The sequence below is a fragment of the Candidatus Mycolicibacterium alkanivorans genome (assembly GCF_022760805.1).
Taxonomy (GTDB): domain Bacteria; phylum Actinomycetota; class Actinomycetes; order Mycobacteriales; family Mycobacteriaceae; genus Mycobacterium; species Mycobacterium alkanivorans.
This window is the reverse complement of sequence record NZ_JAIVFL010000001.1, coordinates 792,271-811,307: the sequence shown is the minus strand read 5'-3', so window position 1 is coordinate 811,307 and position 19,037 is coordinate 792,271. Positions and strand designations below refer to the sequence as shown.

Here is a 19,037-nt window from a genome sequence, read left to right as displayed (position 1 = left end):
GATTAGTGCTGATCGATCTTCGTCACCGCGAAGGTCGCAGCCTGGTCGGTCATTCCCGACTGGGCGTAGGAGACGTGCGCCAGGATGTTGCCGCCCGGGGAGCAGATCGGGTCACCATCGGCACACAGGTCGATGGTCTTGGCGGCATATGCCGGATTGGTCGTGGGCAGCAGTTCACCGCCGGCCAGCATGCTCGCGAAGGAGCTCGACGGGGTGCCGAACAGCGCGACAGCTGCGACATGGTCTGTGGTCTTCGGCGGCAACGCGGCGGTGGCCAGATCGGTCACTGCCGCGCCCTGCGAGTACCCGCCCACGACCACCTTGGTAGCCGGGCAGCTGGCAACGATGTCCTGGATGTGCGTGCGAGCGTCGTCGGAGCCGTCCGCGGCGCCGCTGATGTAGTTGTCGCTGGCGGGGTAGTTGACCGCATATACCCCGACCGAGCGCCCACCGACCTGTGAGCTCAGCGAGTCGATGAAGGCCTGCCCCACCATGCCGACGCCGGGGGGCTCGTTCGTGCCGCGGGCGAACACCACCTCGACGTCAGAGCAGGGTTGCGCGGCGGCCGGCACGGCGGCGGGCAGGCTGACGAACACCGGCGCCGGCAGGAACAACACCGCCGCGAGGCGGGCAACACGAGGTGAACTCACCACCACATGCTGACACAGCGGCATGGCCGGTCGTCCGCTGACCTTGGTCGCCTAATGCCCGGCGTTTCCGGCCAGGCTGATGGCGTACTGGCTCACGAAGCGCCCCACAGGCGGTTCACCGCGATCGCACGACCCATCGGATTCACCGGGGCGCTTGATCCACAGATAGGCATCCGCATGTTCTTCCGCGGTGACCGTGCTGGGCGGGGCGCCCAGCGCCCGGCCGCTCGGATTACACCAGCTGAGCGGGGAGTCGAGGGGCGGTCCGGCGCCGTTGCGGCCGGTGTCGATGACGTAGTGGGCGCCGTTGGTCGCGCCGGAGATGGCCTCGCCATAGCCGATCTCCTCGTCGGTGGTGAAGAAGTTGGAGGTGTTGAGGCTGAACCCGCGCACGCGCTGCACACCGACCTCGTTGAGGCGGGCCGCCATCGCGTCGGCACTGACCCAGCGGGAGTGGCCGGCGTCGACGTACACGGCGGCGGCTGGGTCGCGGGTCAGTGTGTCGACGGCGTAGCGGATCAGGTCGAAGCGCTCCTGGCGCTGGTCGGATGACAGGCAATCGGCCATGGCCAGCGCATCGGGTTCGACGACGACCGCGGCCGGCGAGGAACCCAGGCCTGCGGCGATCCCGTCGATCCACTGGCGGTAGGCCGCCCCCGACCCGAACCCACCGGCGGCGAAGCTGCCGCAGTCGCGATGCGGGATCGCGTAGAGGGCGAAGATCGGCATCGCGCCGGCAGCCTGCGCAGCACCGGTGTACTTCCCGACCGTGGCTGCGACCGTTGCAGGAGAGAACGCCTGGTCGAGCCAGTACGCCGTCGGAGTGTTGGCGATGGCGGTCAGCTCCGCGCTGGGCGGGTTGGCGTTACGCGCGGCGACCGCGGCGGCCGAAATGGGGTCGACGTAGAAGGGCTGTGCGGCTAGTGGGTTGGCCTCGTCGGCCAGCAGTGCCACACCGCCGAGCTCGGCGTGGATGGGGTTGGCGGCGAGGCTCATGACCGCAATGGTGGCGACCGCCAGGAACGGGGCGACCAACCGCGCGACGGAACCGGCAGCTGAAGACATCACTCCAGAAAAATAGTGGTGCATGTCAATATGCACCAATCCTGGTTTCGCACAACATGCTTCGTAGTCGCATCTGCCACATTGGTCACATTGGCGGATTGCGGAATACCCGGCCGCCCGGCAGCGTTGCGGGCGACGTGACTGAGCATGCAGAGTTGAGCCCCACCGATTGGGTCCGCGAGCAGACCGAGCGCATTATCGAGCAGGGAACGACTGACGGGATCAAGATCCTCGACCGTCCCGTCGTCCTGTTCACCACCACGGGCGCAAAGTCCGGCAAGAAGCGCTACGTGCCGCTGATGCGCGTCGAAGAGAACGGCCGCTACGCCATGGTGGCCTCCAAGGGCGGCGACCCCCAGCACCCGTCCTGGTACCACAATGTCAAGGCCAACCCGCGGGTGACGGTGCAAGACGGCGACAAGGTCACCGAGCTGACCGCGCGCGAACTCGAGGGCGCCGAACGTGAGCATTGGTGGAACCTCGCGGTGCAGGCCTACCCGCCCTATGCCGAGTACCAGACCAAGACCAGCCGGCTGATTCCGGTTTTCGTCGTCGAGTAGCGGCGGTCAACACAGGCCCACCGGTCGATGCCTCCCAGATCGGCGGCATCACAGCGATGGGCGAGGCGAAGACGCAGCCGACGCCGACCGGGTCGCTGGTTGGCATGGCGCGCTCCATCCTGGCTCGCGCTATCGGGCGGCACGAAGCTGCGGAGATCGTAGGCTGACCGGGGGGACGGCGGGCTGAAATCCAACGGGCGCTCGCCGCGGCTCGGACGCAAATTCGGGATGCCGTCGAAGCGCGTTAGTGTGCTTTGGTCGGCTTCAGCGATCAAGCCGATAGAAAAGATGAGCAATTCATGACTGCACCAGCTGACACGTCGCCTCTCGAATTGCGGGTCGGCCACTACTACCAGATGGACGGCACCTACCTGGTCGGCCGCGAGAAGGTACGTGAGTACGCCCGCGCCGTGCAGGACTACCACCCCGCGCACTGGGACCTCGCCGCTGCCGCCGAGCTGGGTTACTCCGGTCTGGTGGCGCCGCTGACCTTCACGTCGACTCCCGGCATGGCCTGCAATCGCCGCATGTTCGAATCGATCGTCGTCGGCTACGACACCTATCTGCAGACCGAGGAAGTCTTCGAGCAGCACCGCCCGATCGTCGCCGGCGACGAACTGCACATCGACGTCGAGCTGACCTCGGTTCGCAGGACCGCCGGCCGAGACTTCATCACTGTCGCCAACACCTTCACCGACTCTGCCGGCGAGCGGGTGCACACCCTGCACACCACGGTCGTGGGCGTGACTGCCGACGACCTCAACCCGGCGGTCAAGCAAGCCGTGCAGAACGCGATGATGCACGACGTCAACATCCTCGACATCGACGGATCCGACGCCAGCTACCACAAAACGGTGCGCCCAGAGGGCGAGGTCCGCATCGCCGACGGCTCGACCGGCACACCGGGGACGGCGTCGTTCGATGATCTGAAGGTCGGCGACGAGCTTCCCGTGCACCACACCCGGCTGTCCCGAGGCGATTTGGTGAACTATGCCGGAGTTGCCGGTGACGCCAACCCGATTCACTGGGACGAGGACATCGCGAAGCTGGCCGGGCTACCCGATGTGATCGCCCACGGAATGCTCACGATGGGGCTAGGTGCTGGATTCGTCTCGTCGTGGTCGGGTGATCCCGGTGCGGTGACGCGCTATTCGGTGCGGCTGTCTCAGCCGGCGATCGTGTCGGCCAAGGAGGGCGCGGACATCGAGTTCAGCGGGCGGATCAAATCGCTGGATCCCCAGACCCGCACCGGTGTCGTGATTGTCGGCGCAAAGTCCAGTGGCCGCAAGATCTTTGGGCTGGCGACCATGGACATCCGCTTCCGCTGACCCCGCAGATATCCGCGCGGTATCGATGTCCTCGCATGACGGCACGATGCTGAGGATGCTACTACCGGCCTCCACCTGAAAAGGTGCGCGCCGGGTCAGGACACCGTGATGTGCACGTGGTTGAAGTGGTCGGCCACCCGCCACATCGTGTACTTCACACCGAAGCGTTCCGCCTGGCTTTGAACGTCGGCGTTGATGACATCGCCGAGAGCCATGTCTGAGCCGATCATGATGTCGATGGCGTGGCCGCTCGGGTGGTCAGGAAGCGGATCCGAACGCACACCGCCGATGGTCTGCACCCCGGGGTAGGTGGCAATGATGTACGCCGCGAGGACACGGGCGTTGGGGACCAGACCGCCCATCCCGACCCTGGGGACCGCTCCGCCAGGGCCCAACAACGCCTGCTGTGCGGCGGGCAGCGTGTAATAGGTCGCCTTGACCAATCTGACCTGGGTGTCCAGCTGCGATTGGACGCTCTGCAGGTCCGTCCGCAGGGCAGCAGCAGCGTCGGCGGCCGCTTCGGCGGCGGCCGCGGACTCCGCCGAGACTGCCTCGATGATCCCAGCCTGCCGCTGGGCCTCGCGGAAACCACGCAGCTTTACGGCCATCTGGTCGGCCACCGTCCTCTGGAAGGCTAGCTCGTCGATCAGGCTCTTCGGCGAGTGGGCAGTCAGGAATGCACTCACGCTGTCGGTGCGTCCGCCTACGTAGACCGCAGCGGCTGCGTTGTCGACGATCTCCTGGTAGGCGGCCAGCTGCGCCTTGGTGGCTTCGAGTTCAGCCAGATCGTCGGCGTGCCTGTTCTCCGCCTCGTGTTGGAGCCGCTGCTTCCTGTCGAGGTCTTGCTCGGCGGCCTGGACGGACTCGATTAGCTGCTGGGCCTGTTTGGTCAGCTCGTTCAGCTTCGCCAGTTCGTCCTGCGCCGGGTCGGCGTGGGCGGCACCCGCCCACACCATGCAGAGGGCGGTCAGGATCGCGATTGCGGCGGCCGCCGTCCGGCTCGGGCCCGATTTCGCCGCGAAGGGCGGTTGGAACGTCACGACTGCGCATCCTTTGACTGCCGTCGACATCATTCTTCGTCAAACTGCGGACTCATTGTGCCTTGAGTCTCGGAAAGGTTACGAAAAGGCATCGACCTTGTCCAACCGCAGGCCACCTGTCCGGCACGCGGGTCGCTGGCATCGGCACCGGAGCCCCTAGAGTGCCGATGAATACTCGGCGTCAACTGCCGCGCGCCCGGCGATGTTAAAGCTGCGGTCGCTCCCGCGCGCCGGGTGACCGGTAAGCCGGTGATCATCTACCCCAACAGCGGGGAGGTGTGGGAAGTGGCTAGCGTCCGATGAGGTCCGGAGGCCGGCGCCATCGACAAGCCCGTCATGAACGGGGCTATCAACTAGGGGACGTAGCAGGGGGCGTCGCCGGGGGTGTAGTAAGGCAGGCCGGTCGGAGAGATGCACGGCGCCTCTCCGGGGAATGACGGGACCAGCGCATACGCGTAGCTCGCCGGGAAGCCGTAGCGAGCCCAATCATTCGCCACTGCGTCAGCCGCCCCGGCCGCCACGGCCGCGTCCACGGCGTCGTCGGCGAAGCCCGGGGTGCAACCGCCGATGGCCACGTGCCGACCGCCGAAGTCGCCGCACACGTCGGCCTGGGCCACCGGGGCGATCGCTGCGGGGATTGCCGACAGGGCAGCCAGGCTCAGCAGGATCGCTGCAGTTTTCTTAGACATGCCGTCAGTATCGCCGATTCACAGACGCGCGTTACAACTAGGGCGGCGACGACCCTGCCTGTCCGGCTGCTCATGTCCGGACCGCGACGGATCTCGCAGTCTGACCCACAGCATCGGCTCCCTCGAAGGTCACGGATGTAGGTTTCACTGGCCGCAATCTGGGGCCCAGGCCGCGATGCGCAAAACGCCGGCCCCCGTCTTGGCCTGCGCTGCAGCCAGATCGGCGTCCTCGACCGGTCCCTCCCGCACCACCGTGGCTCCGTCGGCGGACCAGCTCTCCAGCACGGCCGAACGAATTACCGTCTGTGTCCGCGGCGGTCGCCACGTTGAGCACGACCCACACCAACGCAAAGGTGAAGACGAACTCGCCCACCAACGCCGGGCCCACCGCGGGCAGCAGGGGCGCTTGGGCGGGAGCAGCGACCAGCACACGGGTCACAGCAGCGCCCAGCAGACCGCCAGCGGTTTGCGCTCCCCAGTAGGGCAGCAGGTCGCGAGCGGCCAGCTTCCGCGCAGGAAGACACCCAGAGACACAGCCGGGTTGAAATGCCCGCCCGAGACGTGCCCCCCAGCGAAGATCATCGCCATCAAGACGGCCCCGATAGCCAGCGGTGCGACCGCCAAACCTGCACTGACCGTCGTCCCGACAGTGAGCACCAGAAAGAACGTTCCGATCAGGTCAACGACGTATTTGCGCACGATTCCTCAGCTCCTCTTGCGAACGGCCGGTGGTGGTCCACCGCGAATCGCAGCCATGTCGGCACGGGCCTGAAGGAACGCTGAACGAGACCAGCCCCCGCGGTTGTGGTGATGGATCACACAGATTCCTCACCCTGCGCCGGTCAATCTCCGTGTTGGTCGCCCCGCATCATGGTGTAGAGGTGATGGCTATACACCTGCAGACCGAGAGTCGCCTCGACGTACGCACGCCGCTCGGCCGTCGTGACCCCGCCAGTGAGGGCGGTGAGGCGGTCGAGACGCGTTTGCAGCTGCCGTCGCAGTTCAGCGGACAGGAACTCGTAAAGCTTGTCAATCGACTGGGTATCGATCGCCTCTTCTGCTAGTGGGATCACCGGCCCCACGTCCAAGCCGGCGGGCTTGAGTCCGGTGAACGGCGCACCCTCACCCGCTCGATGCAGCCGCACCACGGTGTCGAAGAAATACAAGTCCGCCACCTCGTGCGTAAAGTGCCCACCCTCCGCCTGAGCGGCCCTGGTGCGGTCGAACGCAGCCCTTACTTGGTCTTCGGCGGACTCGGGCACGAACGGCAGAATCAACTCCGCGTTGTCCTCGGTCAAAGCTGCCTTGGCCGCCGTGACGACGGGGCCGTCGAGGGAATCGCAGTGTGGAGGCATACTTCAACCTTGCCCGGTTCACCATCGTGGGGTGTAGGGGCGAAGGGCCCAATCCTGAGCGGACACGTTGCGAGGCGGGCGCCCCCGGCGCGACACCCACCTCGGTGACCAGAGCACGCGGGTTAGTGTGATTGGTCGGCCTCAGTGGACAGGCTGGTAGAAACGTAGAGCACGTTCATGACCGAACCAGCAGAAACGTCGGCGCTCGAATCGCGGGTCGGCCACTACCACCAGATGGACGACACCTAACCTGGTCGGCCACGAAAAGGTGCGGGAGTGCGCCCGTGCTGTCCAGGACTATCACCCCGCACATTGGGATGTCGCCGCCGCCGCGGAGCTGGGCTATTCGGGCCTGGTGGCGCCGCTGACGTTCACGTCGGTCCCCGGCATGACCTGCAATCGCCGGATGTTCGAATCCGTGGTCGTCGGTTATGACACCTACCTGCAGACCGAAGAGGTCTTCGAGCAACACCACCTAATCGTGGCCGGCGACGAACTGCACATCGACGTCGAACTGACGTCGGTGCGCAGGACCGCCGGCAGAGATTTCATCACCGTCACCAACACCTTCACCGATGCTGCCGGCGAGCGGGCGCACACCCTGCACACCACCGTCGTCGGCGTCACCGCCGAGGATGTCGATCCGGCGATTAAGACCGCCGTGGCCAACGCGATGGTGCACGACGTGAACATCCTCGAAATCGGCGAACACGACGCCGCCTACCGCAAGACGGTGCGCCCCGAGGGCGAGGTTCGGATCGCCGACGCAGGCATGACCCGCACGCCGGGAACACCGTCCTTTGACGCCGTGAAGGTTGGCGACGAGCTAGTGCACCACGCCCGCTTGTCCCGCGGTGACCTGGTGAACTACGCCGGCGTGGCCGGCGATGCCAACCCCATTCACTGGGATGAGGGCATCGCCAAGCTGGCCGGGCTGCCCGACGTGATCGCACACGGGATACTCACCATGGGTCTGGGTGCGGGGTTCGTCTCCGCATGGTCGGGCGACCCCGGTGCGGTCACCCGCTATGCGGTGCGTCTCTCCCCGGCCCGCGATCGTGTCGGCCACCGAGGGTGCAGACATCGAGTTCAGCGGCCGGATCAAGTCGCTGGACCCGCAGACCCGCTCCGGGGTCGTCGCCGCGAAGTCCGCCGGTCGGAAGATCTTCGTTCTGGCGACATTAAACGTCCGCTTCCGCTGAGCTGACCGCCCTTTATCGACACAAGCCGCCTGCATCGTCAAGACGGCGGCGGCGACCAGAGCTGCCAGTGCGCCCAGTGCGCCCAGTGCGCCCAGTGCGATGCCGATGCGGGCCCAGTGAAACCGGCACCAGGTGATCCGTAGCCGTTCGACTCGATCGGGCGCCTGGCCTTCGGGAAGCCGCCGACCCACCGCGTAGATGAGGATGGCCCCGCTGTAAAGCCCGCCGAACGCGAGCATCACCCACGCCGCCGGTTGCGTGACCGTCATCGCGGCGCACTCCCGACGTCGCCACGAGAGTGCGTCGCGCCGCGGCGTTCGGTTCGCCAAAGCGACGGTGCCGCAACATTTTTGCGTGACAATGCGGGGGCACCGATAGCGCCGAACTTCATGTTGTTGTCCTCCACGCCGGCTGTGCCTCATCCTGCGGGCCCGCCCACGCCGCCGTTACCCCTCGCCGTGAGGGATTTCCGTTGAGGGCGTGACGGTTAGCCTGGTCGTCATGGGGACAGACGCCCTGCACCGCGCGGCCCGCAACGCGCTCGGGCGGCTGGCCCGTGCCCAGATCGACAACGACGTCTTCCGCTGGGTGGCCGCCGAGGTCCTGCGGCGCGCGATCGGGCGGGAGATGCTCGGCCCCGGCGGCCTTGGCGACCAGCTTGGCGCCCCCTTGCCGCTGACGGTGTGTGCTGGGCCTACCTCAGCCTGTATCGCGACGCAGGCCGCGCCTGGTTCGACGCCGACGACGCCGCCTTCGTCGCCAGCGTGGCACCGATGCTGGCGGCCCGGCTGCGAGCCGGGCTGCGCCACATCACCCCTGGCGGCACCGATCCGGGCGAGCCGGGCACCGTCATCGTCGACTGTGACCTGAAGTTGGTCGCCGCCACCAGCGACGCCTGGCGCTGGATCGCCCGGCTGGGGCTGGAAAAGCCCAGTGAAATACGCCATCAACCTCCAGGCCGCGACCGCTGCCGAGCTCACCCACGTGCTGATTCCCGCGTGGAATCTCACCTGACGAAAACGCTTCGGTGCCCGGGTCATTAGTGATGGCCTGAGAGCGCCGGAAACGTGATCCGGCCGATTTTGGAACGGCCGGACCGAGGCAGCCGGGTGAGGTTTGGCTCGGTGGCGCGTCGTCTTCCAAGTGACCGACACACTCTTGCCTGAGCAAGAAGTCGCCACGTACTAGCCGCAGCTAGCCCGCCGGGGTGATCAACCCGTAATGCCCGTCGTAGCGGTGATGCAACACGCTGGCGCGGCCCTCGGCGGCATCGATGTAGAACAGGAACGGCAGGCCGAGTAGGCCGAGCCGCTCGGCGGCTTCCTTCTCGGTGAGGCATGGCGCCGGCTGGGGGCTGATCGTCACGGGCAGCTCGAACGGGCTCAGCCGATCCGCAGGCGCCGGTGCTACCAGCGCCAGGCGATAGCCCGTCGGGCCGCCCCGATAGAGGACACCGGCGCTGACGGTGCCTTTCTCGGTGAACAGGTGGAAGTCATAGTCGAGCAAGTCCATTCGAGCGCCGCCTCGTCGACCGTGCAGGGCGCCATGGCGAAGGACTTGCGGCGGATGACACGGCGTTCATCGGCCGGCCGGACAAAGTATCTCGGTCGGTGTGTGGGCTCGGAGTCGTGCCGCCACTCATGCGGACCGGCCGCGGCTAGCTCACCACGCCGCGCTTCCCAGTGTTCGGCGGCCCGTTCAAGCAGGTGCCGCAACCTGGCCTCGAGTCGATCAATCGCTTCGTGCGCGGTCGCGGCCTCAACTTGAGCATGGACCAGTCGGCCTTGCACGTCCAGATTGGCCTGCGCGACCACGGGTCGCTGCACCGCCGGATCGTGATGCGCGGTTAGTTTGACATGGGCGTGCAGCACCGGTCGGTGGGTGAGCCGCCCGAGCTCACCGATCTTGCTGCGCGCGTAGTCGGCCGCACCGGGCAGTTCGCCGTGCGTTGTCACATCGATCTCGATGACCGGAGGCAATTGTGTTCTGTGGCACACGCTCTCGTTGGTACGCCGCGAACCTGCATGCTGACGAGAGTCAAAAGTCACCGCCGGTCAGAACTCGCATGTCCGCCCGACGCATCCGCCGCTGAATTCCGTGTCTGCCTGGGCCAGCACCGGTTCGGGTGCCGCGTAGGACAGCACCTGGCCTTCACGACTGCCGTAGCGATACACCGTGATGCCCTTGACCTTCGCCCTCCACGCGGCCAAATAGATCGCGCGGACATCGTCGACGGTAGCAGTGGCGGGCAGATTGACCGTCTTGGACACCGCGGCATCGACATGGCGCTGCACGGCCGCCTGCATCCGCAAGTGCCACTGCGGCGCGATCTCGGCTGCGATCGGGAAGGCCGCACGTACCTCGGCCGGCAACTGTGGATAGCCTCGCACTCCCCCTCGCTGCGCGATCTCAGCGATCAGCTCATCGCGATAAAACCCCCGATCGCGGGCCAGCCGGTCGAAGCACGGGTTGACCTCCAACAGGTGCCTGCCGACGACCGCCCGGGTGAAGGCGATGGCGAACATCGGCTCGATCCCCGCAGTAGTGCCCGCGATCAGTGAGATGGTGCCGGTCGGGGCGACGGAGGTGACCTGCGCGTTGCGCCGCGGTCCTGAACCCGCGAACCGGCTGTCGGCGAATACGGGAAACGAGCCCCGTTCTTCGGCCAACCGCCTCGACACAGCGTGCGCCGCCTGCTGAATGCGGCGCATCACCTGGCCGGCTAACCGCACGCCGTCTTCGCTATCGTACGGAATGCCCAGTGTGGCAAGTAGTTCCGCCAAACCCATCACACCGAGCCCGATCTTGCGGGTCGCCCGGGTGGCCTCGCCCAGCTCCCGGAACGGGTACCGGCTGACGTCGATGACATCGTCGAGAAACCGCACCGCCACCGCGGCAACGTCGGCAAGCCGGTCGAAGTCGACGCGACCATCGGTGACCATGCGAGCCAGGTTGATCGAGCCGAGATTGCACGACTCGTACGGCAGCAGCGGAACCTCCCCGCACGGGTTGGTCGCCTCGATGCGGCCCCTCCCCGGCACCGGGTTAGCCCGATTGATCGTGTCCAAGAACACCAGCCCGGGATCGCCGCAGGCATGTGCAGCTTCACAGATCGCATCAAAGAGCTCTGCAGCCGGTATCCGTGCGACGGTCTTGCCGGTTCGCGGGTTGACCAGGCGGTGCGCGTCCTTGCGTTCGACGGCGCGCAGGAACGCGTCGGTGACGCCTACGGACAGGTTGAAATGCGTTAGATTGCTGGGCGATTCGGCCTTGGTGGTGACGAAGTCATAGATGTCCGGGTGTGACGCGTCCAGCACCGCCATGCAGGCACCGCGCCGACGTCCGCCCATGGAGACGACACCCGCAGCTGTGTCATACAGCCGCAGAAAGGACACCGGTCCGCTGGCCGTGCCGCCCGTGCTGGCCACCCGATCCCCGGCGGGTCGCAGGTGGCTGAACGAATAGCCGGTGCCGCCGCCGCTCCGCTGAATCTCAGCGGCCTGTCCCAAAGTGGTGAAGATCGAGTGTAGCGAATCCTCAACCGGCAGAACGAAACAGCCAGAAAGCAGGCCAAGTTCAGTGCCGGCGTTCATCAGCGTGGGCGAATTCGGCAGAAACTCAAGCTTGCGCAGCAGCGCCGAAAACTCTTCGGCCCGCCGCGTCGAGGAGCCGGGCAGGTAGTCGTCCTCGGCCGCTGCGACGAAGCGCGCCGCCCGATCCATCATCTCGCCAGTTGACTCGCTCGGCATACCTTTCTCGTCGCGCAGCAGATAGCGTTCGCGTAGCACCGTCACGGCAGCCAAGCTCAGCTTCAAGTCGTCACGGACCCCGAGCAACGCTTTCGCTGCACGCAGCTCGGCGCGCTGCTGCCGGTAGATGATGTAGGCGCGTGCGACGTCATCGAGACCGGTTTCGCCCAGCCGCGCCTCGACGAAATCCTGGATCTCCTCGACGGGCGCAATCCTGGGCCCTAGTGCATCGGCAACGGCCCTCGCAACGGTGACCGGCATATCGGGGCCGTCATATGCCACCTCGCGGGCCGCCCGCGCGATCGCGGTCTCGATCCGGGCGACGTCGAACGGGACGAGTGTCCCGTCCCGCCGCCGGACCTTCGCGGGCCACCCGGCCGTCGTCGCCGACTTCATCGCCCGACCCCCGCAGCCGCCTATTTGCTCTTGCCGAGGAGAATCTCCGACTGCACCGCCCCGAATCGGTGTTGCGCGCGCTCGTCGGCTTCTTCCTGCTCTTCCGCAGTGACGACGACCGCGTCCGGCCCCGGGAACACCGTGGCCACGTGCTCCGTTTCCAGCCACCGCACCAGATACGGTGGTGAACCATCGGACGAGTGAACCTCGGTGATTAGTCCACGCTGGTCCGGTAGATCGATCGTCGTGCCCTTGATCACCAGCCAGTCTCCGATTTTTGCCTTCATGAGCATCCCCTTCCCTCGGGTGTTCGATCGTGCACGCCGCCACTGCGCTGGCGGGAGGGCAGCAGGCCACCCGTCCTATGTCCAAAGGTCCCTTCGGTTGCGACCCAGGACATTCATCCGGTTTCGGCCCCTACCCCGATGGGGTGGTCCAGGCGCCGCGCCTTTAGGGTCCCGAACATGCCCCCGGCGATCGGCCCATCCCCGCAACCGGCTGCTCGCGCAGGCCGACGACGTCGTGGAACAACACAGGCGTGCCGCAGCCGGGCGAAATACTCCTGGCCCAACGCGGGGAAGTACGCCCGTACTGGGTTCAGCTGATCTACTGACAGGCGCTTGCAAGATGCCCGGCACACCGAGGCCGTGGTCACCGTGGAAATGGCTCAGGCATAGTCGAGTCACACTACTTGCCGCGACGCCGGCCAGCGTCAGTTGCCGCTGGGTCCCCTCCCCTGGGTCGAACAACAGCCCCTCGCCGTCCCAGCGCAGCAAGGACCCGTTGTGGTTGCGATGACGGGTGGGGCACCTGACTGGCGGTACCGAGCACGGTCAACTGCCGGATCGACACAGGTCGAGCCTACGGCCGGTCGTTGCGCGTTGGGGCTAGCGGATCCGGGCGGCCAGATTCACTCTGCGCGGACCGGTATCGGCTGCCCGGCACCCATGTGACTTTGGTCCACCCGGACTGTGACCTGCGGCTCTGCCAGGCCGATGCGCGACCTGCGCATGATCACACCGGCGTGACCGAGAGGAGCAGGCGATGAAAGCTAAGGCGGGCGACTGGTTGGTGATCAAGGGCACCCATGTTGATCAGGCGGATCAGCGTGGGCTGATTACCGAAGTGCATGGCGCGGACGGCGCGCCACCCTACGTGGTGCGCTGGCTGGCCACCGACCACGTGGCCACGGTGGTTCCTGGCCCTGACGCCGTCGTCGTCACCGCTGCTGAGCAGCAAGGCGCCGATCAACAGGCGCGGTCGCGGTTTGCGCGGACGCAGATCACGCACCACACTCCGACCGACTAGTAGTCATGGCTGCCGATGTAACGGCCTGGTGGTCGTCGTAGCTGTCGCAGCGGCGTTGCTGCTGCTGGCCCTATCGGTCCGAGTGGTCAAACAATACGAACGCGGTGTGCACTTTCGTCTGGGCCGGGTCATCGCCGTCCGCGAACCCGGACTGCGGCTGATCATCCCGGTCATCGACCGACTGTGGCGGGTATCCATGCGTATCGTGACCATGCCGGTCCAGTCGCAGGGAATCATCACCCGCGACAACGTCAGCGTCGATATCGCCGCGGTTGCCTACTTCCGGGATGTCGATGCGCGAAAGTCAGTGGTTGTCATCGAAACGTGGCCGCTGCGATCGATCAGATCGCTCAAACCACCCTGCGCAACGTCGTCGGACAGCATTCCCTTGACGAGACCCTTTCGGAGACGTCGGTCATCAACGCCAGCATCCGTCAAATCCTCGACACCACCACCCTGGAGTGGGGCGTTGAGGTCACCCTGGTGGAACTCAAAGACATCCGCTTGCCCGACACCATGAAGCGCGCGATGGCCCGCGAGGCTGAGGCCGAACGCGAAAAGCGGGCCAAAATCATTGCCGCAGAAGGAGAAGCACGAGCGGCCGCCGCACTCGGCGAAGCATCCGACACCATGATGGCCCAAGTCAGCCGCGACCAAGCCCACACAATTCGCCGGATAAGGGCGTCCCTACCGCCATCACCGAGCGGTGATCTTAGCAATACGCACAGAGGCCGATGTGCAGCCGTATCCTGTTCGCCCCCGCGGTCAGCGACCGACGAACACAGCGGGCTCGAAGACTGAGCTGCTGCGCGGTATTAACGTGACGTATATGACCATGCTCAAGCTGGCTGTGCCAGCCACCGTCGACATCGGAGAGCTGGAACACGAAATCGTCACCGCTGTGGCGGACAGGCTCAGGGATGACTACGGATACGAGTTGATGGCACGGTCGCGTCCGCGCGCCTCGGCGACGGCAAACACGTACCGGCTACATCCAACCGGCAGCATTGTGGTCGACAAGGAGCACGACGTGCTCAAGGTGAAGCTGCACGGCATCAACGTCGATGCGGATGATCTGTTCACTGCGGTGAGCAGCGAACTGGAGCAGCGCCACGACGGTCTCACCGTTGAGATTGGTTGATGGTGACGATCTTCACCGGTTGCCCGTTTGCGGTGTATCGGATCCGTCCCAGGTCGGTAATACCGGTGCTGGACCAACGCCCCACACGCGGACGAGCCTGTCGCATCGAGGACAACGCGAGATACGGTGGCATGCCTGGCCGCCGGTGCGACGCCTAACGCCTTATCCAACAGTGTGTTTCACGCCCCCCGTACGCGGGCAATGTCGGTCGCCCGGATGGCGCCGTCCGGGGGACTTGTGAAGCGATATCGACCGGCTCTGGCTGCCGTCGAGTTGGCCCTCGGCACGGCAGCGGATCGACAACGACTACTGGCCGTTGTGATGACTTTTGTCACTATTCGCGCTGCGCCAAAGACGAAACCATAAATCCATCACCAGCAAGGAAGTTGGCCCGTGAGAAGCGATCCATCGGCCGATCGGCGCCCGGGCGTCACATCCGCCGGCAATGGCGAGGCATCACGGCCGAACTTGCAGCTGCCGGGTTGGCGTCGTCGTCACCAACCGCCACACGCACCGCATTTCGTGATCCAACATCACGCAGCAACCAGCGATCACTACGATTTTCGGCTTGCCGTCGGTGATGTGCTGGTGTCTGGGGCAGTGCCCAAGGGGCCCTCGACGAATCCGAAGGACAAGCGCATGGCCCGCCGCACCGAGGATCATCCGCTCGACTACGAGTGGTTCGAGGGCACCATCCCCGAGGGCCAGTACGGTGCCGGGCGTGTCATCGTCTGGGACCGCGGCACGTACATCAATGAGAGCCGCTACGACATGTCGGAGGGCCTCCAGCGCGGGCACCTGTCGTTTTGGCTGGACGGCCAAAAGTTGCGCGGCGGTTATGCGCTCGCCCGCATCCGCGATGGTGCGGACGAGACGTGGCTGCTCGTCAAAAAGTCCGATGAATACGCCGACGCGCGCAGCAGCCCGGTGCGCAGCCAACCGGAATCCGTCCTGTCGGGACGCGCCCTGGCTGATCTATCGTGATCGAGCGTCTACCGGACGAGGTGCGCGCTCTGTTGCGCCCGGAGACCGTGCCCGCTTGGCGGCCTCCCATGTTGGCCACGCTGACCGGCAAACGGTTCTCCGACCCACGTTGGATCTTCGAACTCAAATTCGACGGACAGCGATGTCTGGCGTTGCGCGACGGCGACCCGGTACAGCTGTTGTCGCGCAACCGTCAGCCCCTCAACGGCACCTACCCCGAATCCCGGTGTCCTACTGTCTTTTCGATCTATTGCACCTCGACGGCTACAGCACCACCAGGTTGCCGCTGATCTGGCGTAAACGCCTGCTGCACGACACAGCCCCGGTGGGGCGATCTGTTGCGCTATACGACGCACCGCTGGACGGACGGCCAGGACGCCTACCGAGAGGCCTGCGAGCACGGCGACGAGGGCGTGATCGCCAAGCTGGCCGATTCCAGATACGAGAAGGGCCGTCGTTCACGGAACTGGCTGAAATTCAAATGCACGCTCGATGAGGAGTTCGTGATCGGTGGCTACACCGCCCCGAAGGGCAGCCGAATCGGGCTCGGTGCGCTGCTGGTCGGATACTACGAGGGGCGCGACCTGGTCTACGCCGGGAAGGTGGGCACCGGCTTCGATGACGCCACGCTACGTAGTCTTCACCAGCGTCTATCCGGCATCGAGCAAGACACCTCCCCCTTCACTCGCGGCCCGATACACGCGGCCGACACCCACTGGGCACGTCCACAATTCGTGGCCGAGGTCGGTTTTTCCGAATGGACACGCGACGGCAAACTGCGCCATCCCCGCTACATCGGCCTCCGCACCGACAAGGACCCCACCGACGTGGTGCAGGAGATGCCCTGATCCCCCTCGCGCCCGCTCGAGACCACCTCCCCGCACAGGCGGGACCCGCTTGCTACCTCATCGAGCACGCCAAACACCGACGCCAGGAGACCGTGCAACGCGCACACCAGGCACTGGCCGAACTCGCCGAGACCGGCCAGTCGGTAACCGTCGCTGAACTGGCCACCAGGGCCGGCGTTTCACGGTCATGGACTTACACCCAGCCCGAGCTGCTCGACCAGATTCAACAACAGCAGCGTTCGCGCCGTCGAACACGGCTGCTGGATCATCGAAGTGGAGCTCACCTGCTCCGACCAAGACGAACACAGACGTCGCGTCGAGGGCAGTTCATCCGACATGCCCGGCCTGGTGTTACCCACCTGGCAACAAGTGCGCGAGCGGCACTATGCGCCCTGGGACCGCGACCACCTCGTCATCGACACCGGCAGCACGAGCGTTGATGACGCTGTCCAGCGCATCCACGAACACGCCAGCAACACCAGGCACCCGAGATAGCAGTCCACCCATCGGAGCTCGCTCGCCCCCAACACGTCGAAGACAACCGTCTAGAGTGCCACCAGGGTGGCATCACGCGGTGTGCCGCGACGTTCCAGTGCCCGCAATAATACCGAGCATCAGGCTCCGGCTGTCATTTCGGCTTGTCCTCCGGAGCCGGAGGTTCCGGTTCATGCTTTTCGGTCTCCCTGCGTGAACGGAAATACGTCTCCGCGCTGAGCAGGCGCTTGAGGGCTTCGAGGTAGCGGTTGGTGGTCATGTCAGCCCGGCCTTCCCACTGTCGTCGTGCCCGGGATCGATTGAGTCCACCGCGCCAGCGCGGCATGGCCCATCTGGGCGTGATTCTCAGCAGTATACGTAACGATGACGATGGTGGATAACGAGCGCTGAGCGAGCGGGCAAGGTGACGCTGTGCCATCGGCGCTTCGAGGCGAACCGACTGATCCGGTGTCGCGAACGATGCAGCGCGAACGATCCGAATGTGGCCATTAGCGACGGCGAAAACGCTAGGCCGCAGTCGTCACGTCGACGCTCAGGTCCTCGCCAATGGCATGTGCGGCGGGCCAGTCGCCGGTGCGCACGGCCCGTTCAACATCGGCGACCAGTGGGCTGTGGGCGCCTAACCTCGATTTTGCGTGCGAATTGGTCGGAGTGCGGTTCGGGGTCGGCTGGGGCTGTTCGGGCGCGGTTTCGGTGGGTGGGTGTGACGGTTTGGCCGGTGTCGCTCGGTGTGGCGGGCTTTCCAGGGCCGGTGGGTCTTTCGGGTCGTGGTGGACGTGTGGTGCGGTGGTCAACCGAAGGCGGTGCGCAGACGCTGCCATGCGGTGGCGATGGCGTGGGCCCAGCGCCATGTGGCGTCGATGCGCAGGTGGGTGCGTCGGGCGGCGCGGGTGATGCGGGCGGCGACGTGCAGGACGCGGTAGCGGAAGGTGTCGATCTCGCAGCCGGCGATGTCGGGCTGGTCGGCGAAGCCGATGAGTTTGGTCCAGGCCACGAGATCGGTTGCGGTGAGGATGATTTCGAGCCAGGCAGCGTTGGCATCGAAGCCGTGGCAGGGCAGGTTGCGCAGCCCGGTGGTTTTGGCCTCGCGGATGCGGTCCTCGACGCGGGCGTGTTGGCGATGCCGCAGCTCCAGGCCGGCGAGTTGCCCGTCGACGACGCCGTTGGGTGTGTCGGTGATGAAGGCGGTGACCCGCATCCCGTCGGCGTCGGTGAACCGCAGCTGCGCGCCGGGGTGGGGGCGTTCCCTGCGCAGGATCAGCCGGGTGCCCTCGGGCCAGCTGCTCATCTCGACCAGGCCGGTGGCCTCGGCGACCCAGGCGCCGTCGCGGATCGCGCCGCTGGAGTCGATCGCCGGATACCAGGCCTCGGCGAGGTTGAGGGTGTCGACCGCGTCGCGCACGCGGGCGTCGACGGCGAACCCGAACGAGAACCCCACCCCTTGCCTGCGGCATTCGGCGGCGAACTTGTGCGTGGCACCGGCGGAATCCGACCGCACCAGGATCTTGTGGGCGGTGGGATCGTGCGGGTCGGGTCGGTAGGCGGCCGGCAGCGATTCCAGCGCCCAGCCCAACACGGTGATGTGATCGGCGGCGGTGTTGCTGCCGGCGTTGCCCGCTCGCAGCAGCCCGGCCAGCGCTTCGCCGCCGGCGACCTCGGGGCGGTCCAGGAACGCCAGCAGCGGGTGGTGACCGTAGGTCTTCTTCCAGGTCGCGGCCGCGTTCTCCTTGTTGTCGGAATGGTCGATGGTGATGGTGGCGTCGAGGTCGATGTGCAGCCACCTGCCAGCGGCCGGCGCAGCCCCGGCAGCCCACGCCGCCGCCCGCGCATCGCAGCGCGCCGCCCGGATCGCCGGCAGGTGCGCGGCGTCGATCCGCTCGTCGACCAGCCGCCACATCGTGGTCGTCGAGGCGGCCGGACCGAACACGTGCTCACGGTCCCCGCACAACTGCCCGACCCCGTCGATGCAGGTCGCGCCGTCAGCGACCGCCGCGGCGAGATCGGCGAACACCGCCCCCGGCGGGTAGATCCACGGGCCCCGATAGGTGTCGGCCAACGCCGCGGTGACCCCCGCCGACAGCCCGGACAGATCCGCCAGTTCCCGCAGCATCCCCACCCCGGCGTGAGACACGACGCCATGACCATCCGCGGACACTTTCACTCGGGAAACCGCTGCGCTACTCTCCACCTGCGAAGTGCCTTCCAGCCAGGCTAATGGAACCGTTAA

General features: G+C 66.1%; 19 protein-coding genes and 5 pseudogenes. 11 read left to right on the top strand and 13 right to left on the bottom strand.

From position 1 onward, the window contains the following. Nucleotides 1–2 precede the first annotated feature (2 nt). A complete protein-coding gene (locus K9U37_RS04070; RefSeq protein ID WP_372489382.1) occupies nucleotides 3–674 on the bottom strand; it encodes a cutinase family protein in 672 nt (223 codons plus the stop codon). A 27-nt stretch (nucleotides 675–701) separates the two neighbouring features. Beyond that, nucleotides 702–1,715: a glycoside hydrolase family 6 protein gene (locus K9U37_RS04065; RefSeq protein WP_243070623.1), complete on the bottom strand. Its 1,014-nt coding sequence runs from the start codon at nucleotides 1,713–1,715 to the stop codon at nucleotides 702–704. 137 nt (nucleotides 1,716–1,852) lie between these two features. Between K9U37_RS04065 and K9U37_RS04060 the strand changes: the two genes are divergently transcribed. Together K9U37_RS04060 and K9U37_RS04055 are read left to right on the top strand one after the other, a co-directional pair. After that, entirely contained in the window at nucleotides 1,853–2,275 is a 423-nt protein-coding gene (locus K9U37_RS04060; RefSeq protein WP_243070622.1) for a nitroreductase family deazaflavin-dependent oxidoreductase, read from the top strand. A gap of 299 nt (nucleotides 2,276–2,574) precedes the next feature. Beyond that, on the top strand, nucleotides 2,575–3,603 hold the full coding sequence (locus tag K9U37_RS04055) for a fused (3R)-hydroxyacyl-ACP dehydratase subunits HadA/HadB (protein WP_243070621.1): 1,029 nt from the start codon (nucleotides 2,575–2,577) through the stop codon (nucleotides 3,601–3,603). Nucleotides 3,604–3,698: 95 nt separating this feature from the next. On the opposite strand, the gene K9U37_RS04050 is transcribed toward K9U37_RS04055, so the two are convergent. Then, a complete protein-coding gene (locus K9U37_RS04050; RefSeq protein ID WP_243070620.1) occupies nucleotides 3,699–4,643 on the bottom strand; it encodes a coiled-coil domain-containing protein in 945 nt (314 codons plus the stop codon). A gap of 174 nt (nucleotides 4,644–4,817) precedes the next feature. On the opposite strand from K9U37_RS04050, the pseudogene K9U37_RS04045 reads away from it, so the two are divergent. Then, nucleotides 4,818–4,928: pseudogene (locus K9U37_RS04045) on the top strand (homocysteine S-methyltransferase); the annotation flags it as partial. Between the two features lie 68 nt (nucleotides 4,929–4,996). Here the strand turns inward: K9U37_RS04045 and K9U37_RS04040 are convergent. The 3 genes from K9U37_RS04040 to K9U37_RS04030 all read right to left on the bottom strand — a co-directional run bounded on the left by K9U37_RS04040 (nucleotide 4,997) and on the right by K9U37_RS04030 (nucleotide 6,687). After that, entirely contained in the window at nucleotides 4,997–5,332 is a 336-nt protein-coding gene (locus K9U37_RS04040) for a hypothetical protein (RefSeq protein ID WP_243070619.1), read from the bottom strand. A 435-nt stretch (nucleotides 5,333–5,767) separates the two neighbouring features. Continuing rightward, nucleotides 5,768–6,031: an aquaporin gene (locus tag K9U37_RS20150; RefSeq protein ID WP_243070618.1), complete on the bottom strand. Its 264-nt coding sequence runs from the start codon at nucleotides 6,029–6,031 to the stop codon at nucleotides 5,768–5,770. Between the two features lie 143 nt (nucleotides 6,032–6,174). Continuing rightward, a complete protein-coding gene (locus K9U37_RS04030) occupies nucleotides 6,175–6,687 on the bottom strand; it encodes a DUF6448 family protein (protein ID WP_243070617.1) in 513 nt (170 codons plus the stop codon). A gap of 177 nt (nucleotides 6,688–6,864) precedes the next feature. Between K9U37_RS04030 and K9U37_RS04025 the strand changes: the two are divergent. Next, nucleotides 6,865–7,889, top strand: a pseudogene (locus K9U37_RS04025) (fused (3R)-hydroxyacyl-ACP dehydratase subunits HadA/HadB). Between the two features lie 683 nt (nucleotides 7,890–8,572). Continuing rightward, the gene (locus K9U37_RS04020; RefSeq protein WP_243070616.1) at nucleotides 8,573–8,932 is read left to right on the top strand and encodes a hypothetical protein; all 360 of its coding nucleotides are present in this window, start codon (nucleotides 8,573–8,575) and stop codon (nucleotides 8,930–8,932) included. A gap of 151 nt (nucleotides 8,933–9,083) precedes the next feature. Here K9U37_RS04020 and K9U37_RS04015 read toward each other — a convergent pair. The 4 genes and pseudogenes from K9U37_RS04015 to K9U37_RS04000 form a co-directional block, all read right to left on the bottom strand. Beyond that, nucleotides 9,084–9,886 (bottom strand): annotated as a pseudogene (locus K9U37_RS04015) (ribosome hibernation promotion factor). Between the two features lie 57 nt (nucleotides 9,887–9,943). Beyond that, nucleotides 9,944–12,034, bottom strand: coding sequence for an adenosylcobalamin-dependent ribonucleoside-diphosphate reductase (locus K9U37_RS04010; protein WP_243070615.1), 2,091 nt, complete (start codon nucleotides 12,032–12,034; stop codon nucleotides 9,944–9,946). Between the two features lie 20 nt (nucleotides 12,035–12,054). After that, nucleotides 12,055–12,321 (bottom strand): DUF1918 domain-containing protein, encoded by a 267-nt coding sequence (locus K9U37_RS04005; protein ID WP_243070614.1) that lies wholly within the window; start codon nucleotides 12,319–12,321, stop codon nucleotides 12,055–12,057. A gap of 75 nt (nucleotides 12,322–12,396) precedes the next feature. Beyond that, nucleotides 12,397–12,783, bottom strand: a complete 387-nt coding sequence (locus tag K9U37_RS04000) for an MBL fold metallo-hydrolase (RefSeq protein ID WP_372489557.1) — start codon at nucleotides 12,781–12,783, stop codon at nucleotides 12,397–12,399. Between the two features lie 295 nt (nucleotides 12,784–13,078). On the opposite strand from K9U37_RS04000, the gene K9U37_RS03995 reads away from it, so the two are divergent. The 6 genes and pseudogenes from K9U37_RS03995 (at nucleotide 13,079) to K9U37_RS20325 (ending at nucleotide 16,755) form a co-directional block, all read left to right on the top strand. Further along, the gene (locus K9U37_RS03995; RefSeq protein WP_243070613.1) at nucleotides 13,079–13,342 is read left to right on the top strand and encodes a DUF1918 domain-containing protein; all 264 of its coding nucleotides are present in this window, start codon (nucleotides 13,079–13,081) and stop codon (nucleotides 13,340–13,342) included. Nucleotides 13,343–13,367: 25 nt separating this feature from the next. Next, nucleotides 13,368–13,981 (top strand): annotated as a pseudogene (locus K9U37_RS03990) (SPFH domain-containing protein); the annotation flags it as partial. Nucleotides 13,982–14,171: 190 nt separating this feature from the next. Then, entirely contained in the window at nucleotides 14,172–14,483 is a 312-nt protein-coding gene (locus K9U37_RS03985) for a hypothetical protein (protein WP_243070612.1), read from the top strand. Between the two features lie 393 nt (nucleotides 14,484–14,876). Continuing rightward, nucleotides 14,877–15,467: a DNA polymerase ligase N-terminal domain-containing protein gene (locus K9U37_RS03980; RefSeq protein WP_243070611.1), complete on the top strand. Its 591-nt coding sequence runs from the start codon at nucleotides 14,877–14,879 to the stop codon at nucleotides 15,465–15,467. Beyond that, nucleotides 15,461–16,315, top strand: a pseudogene (locus K9U37_RS20145) (ATP-dependent DNA ligase). Before K9U37_RS03980 ends, K9U37_RS20145 begins: the two are co-directional and overlap by 7 nt. Then, a complete protein-coding gene (locus K9U37_RS20325; protein WP_372489381.1) occupies nucleotides 16,225–16,755 on the top strand; it encodes a DUF6262 family protein in 531 nt (176 codons plus the stop codon). The pseudogene K9U37_RS20145 and the gene K9U37_RS20325 overlap by 91 nt, the downstream one beginning before the upstream one ends. Nucleotides 16,756–16,943: 188 nt before the next feature. On the opposite strand, the gene K9U37_RS19955 is transcribed toward K9U37_RS20325, so the two are convergent. From K9U37_RS19955 to K9U37_RS03965, 3 genes are all read right to left on the bottom strand, one after another. After that, on the bottom strand, nucleotides 16,944–17,069 hold the full coding sequence (locus K9U37_RS19955; RefSeq protein ID WP_272888012.1) for a hypothetical protein: 126 nt from the start codon (nucleotides 17,067–17,069) through the stop codon (nucleotides 16,944–16,946). Between the two features lie 247 nt (nucleotides 17,070–17,316). Beyond that, nucleotides 17,317–17,631 carry an Rv2628 protein family gene (locus K9U37_RS20715; protein ID WP_504871048.1) on the bottom strand — a complete coding sequence of 105 codons (315 nt, stop codon included), beginning with the start codon at nucleotides 17,629–17,631 and terminating at the stop codon, nucleotides 17,317–17,319. Continuing rightward, the gene (locus K9U37_RS03965; RefSeq protein ID WP_243070543.1) at nucleotides 17,601–18,998 is read right to left on the bottom strand and encodes an IS1380 family transposase; all 1,398 of its coding nucleotides are present in this window, start codon (nucleotides 18,996–18,998) and stop codon (nucleotides 17,601–17,603) included. The genes K9U37_RS20715 and K9U37_RS03965 overlap by 31 nt, the downstream gene beginning before the upstream one ends. Nucleotides 18,999–19,037: the final 39 nt, after the last annotated feature.

Bases quoted from the DNA above. Each gene is read 5' to 3' on its own strand.
- K9U37_RS04070 (WP_372489382.1), bottom strand. From the start codon at position 674: ATGCCGCTGTGTCAGCATGTGGTGGTGAGTTCACCTCGTGTTGCCCGC.
- K9U37_RS04065 (WP_243070623.1), bottom strand. From the start codon at position 1,715: ATGTCTTCAGCTGCCGGTTCCGTCGCGCGGTTGGTCGCCCCGTTCCTG.
- K9U37_RS04055 (WP_243070621.1), top strand. From the start codon at position 2,575: ATGACTGCACCAGCTGACACGTCGCCTCTCGAATTGCGGGTCGGCCAC.
- K9U37_RS04040 (WP_243070619.1), bottom strand. From the start codon at position 5,332: ATGTCTAAGAAAACTGCAGCGATCCTGCTGAGCCTGGCTGCCCTGTCG.
- K9U37_RS04030 (WP_243070617.1), bottom strand. From the start codon at position 6,687: ATGCCTCCACACTGCGATTCCCTCGACGGCCCCGTCGTCACGGCGGCC.
- K9U37_RS04010 (WP_243070615.1), bottom strand. From the start codon at position 12,034: ATGAAGTCGGCGACGACGGCCGGGTGGCCCGCGAAGGTCCGGCGGCGG.
- K9U37_RS04005 (WP_243070614.1), bottom strand. From the start codon at position 12,321: ATGAAGGCAAAAATCGGAGACTGGCTGGTGATCAAGGGCACGACGATC.
- K9U37_RS03995 (WP_243070613.1), top strand. From the start codon at position 13,079: ATGAAAGCTAAGGCGGGCGACTGGTTGGTGATCAAGGGCACCCATGTT.
- K9U37_RS03985 (WP_243070612.1), top strand. From the start codon at position 14,172: ATGACCATGCTCAAGCTGGCTGTGCCAGCCACCGTCGACATCGGAGAG.
- K9U37_RS20325 (WP_372489381.1), top strand. From the start codon at position 16,225: ATGGACACGCGACGGCAAACTGCGCCATCCCCGCTACATCGGCCTCCG.
- K9U37_RS19955 (WP_272888012.1), bottom strand. From the start codon at position 17,069: ATGACCACCAACCGCTACCTCGAAGCCCTCAAGCGCCTGCTCAGCGCG.
- K9U37_RS20715 (WP_504871048.1), bottom strand. From the start codon at position 17,631: ATGGCAGCGTCTGCGCACCGCCTTCGGTTGACCACCGCACCACACGTC.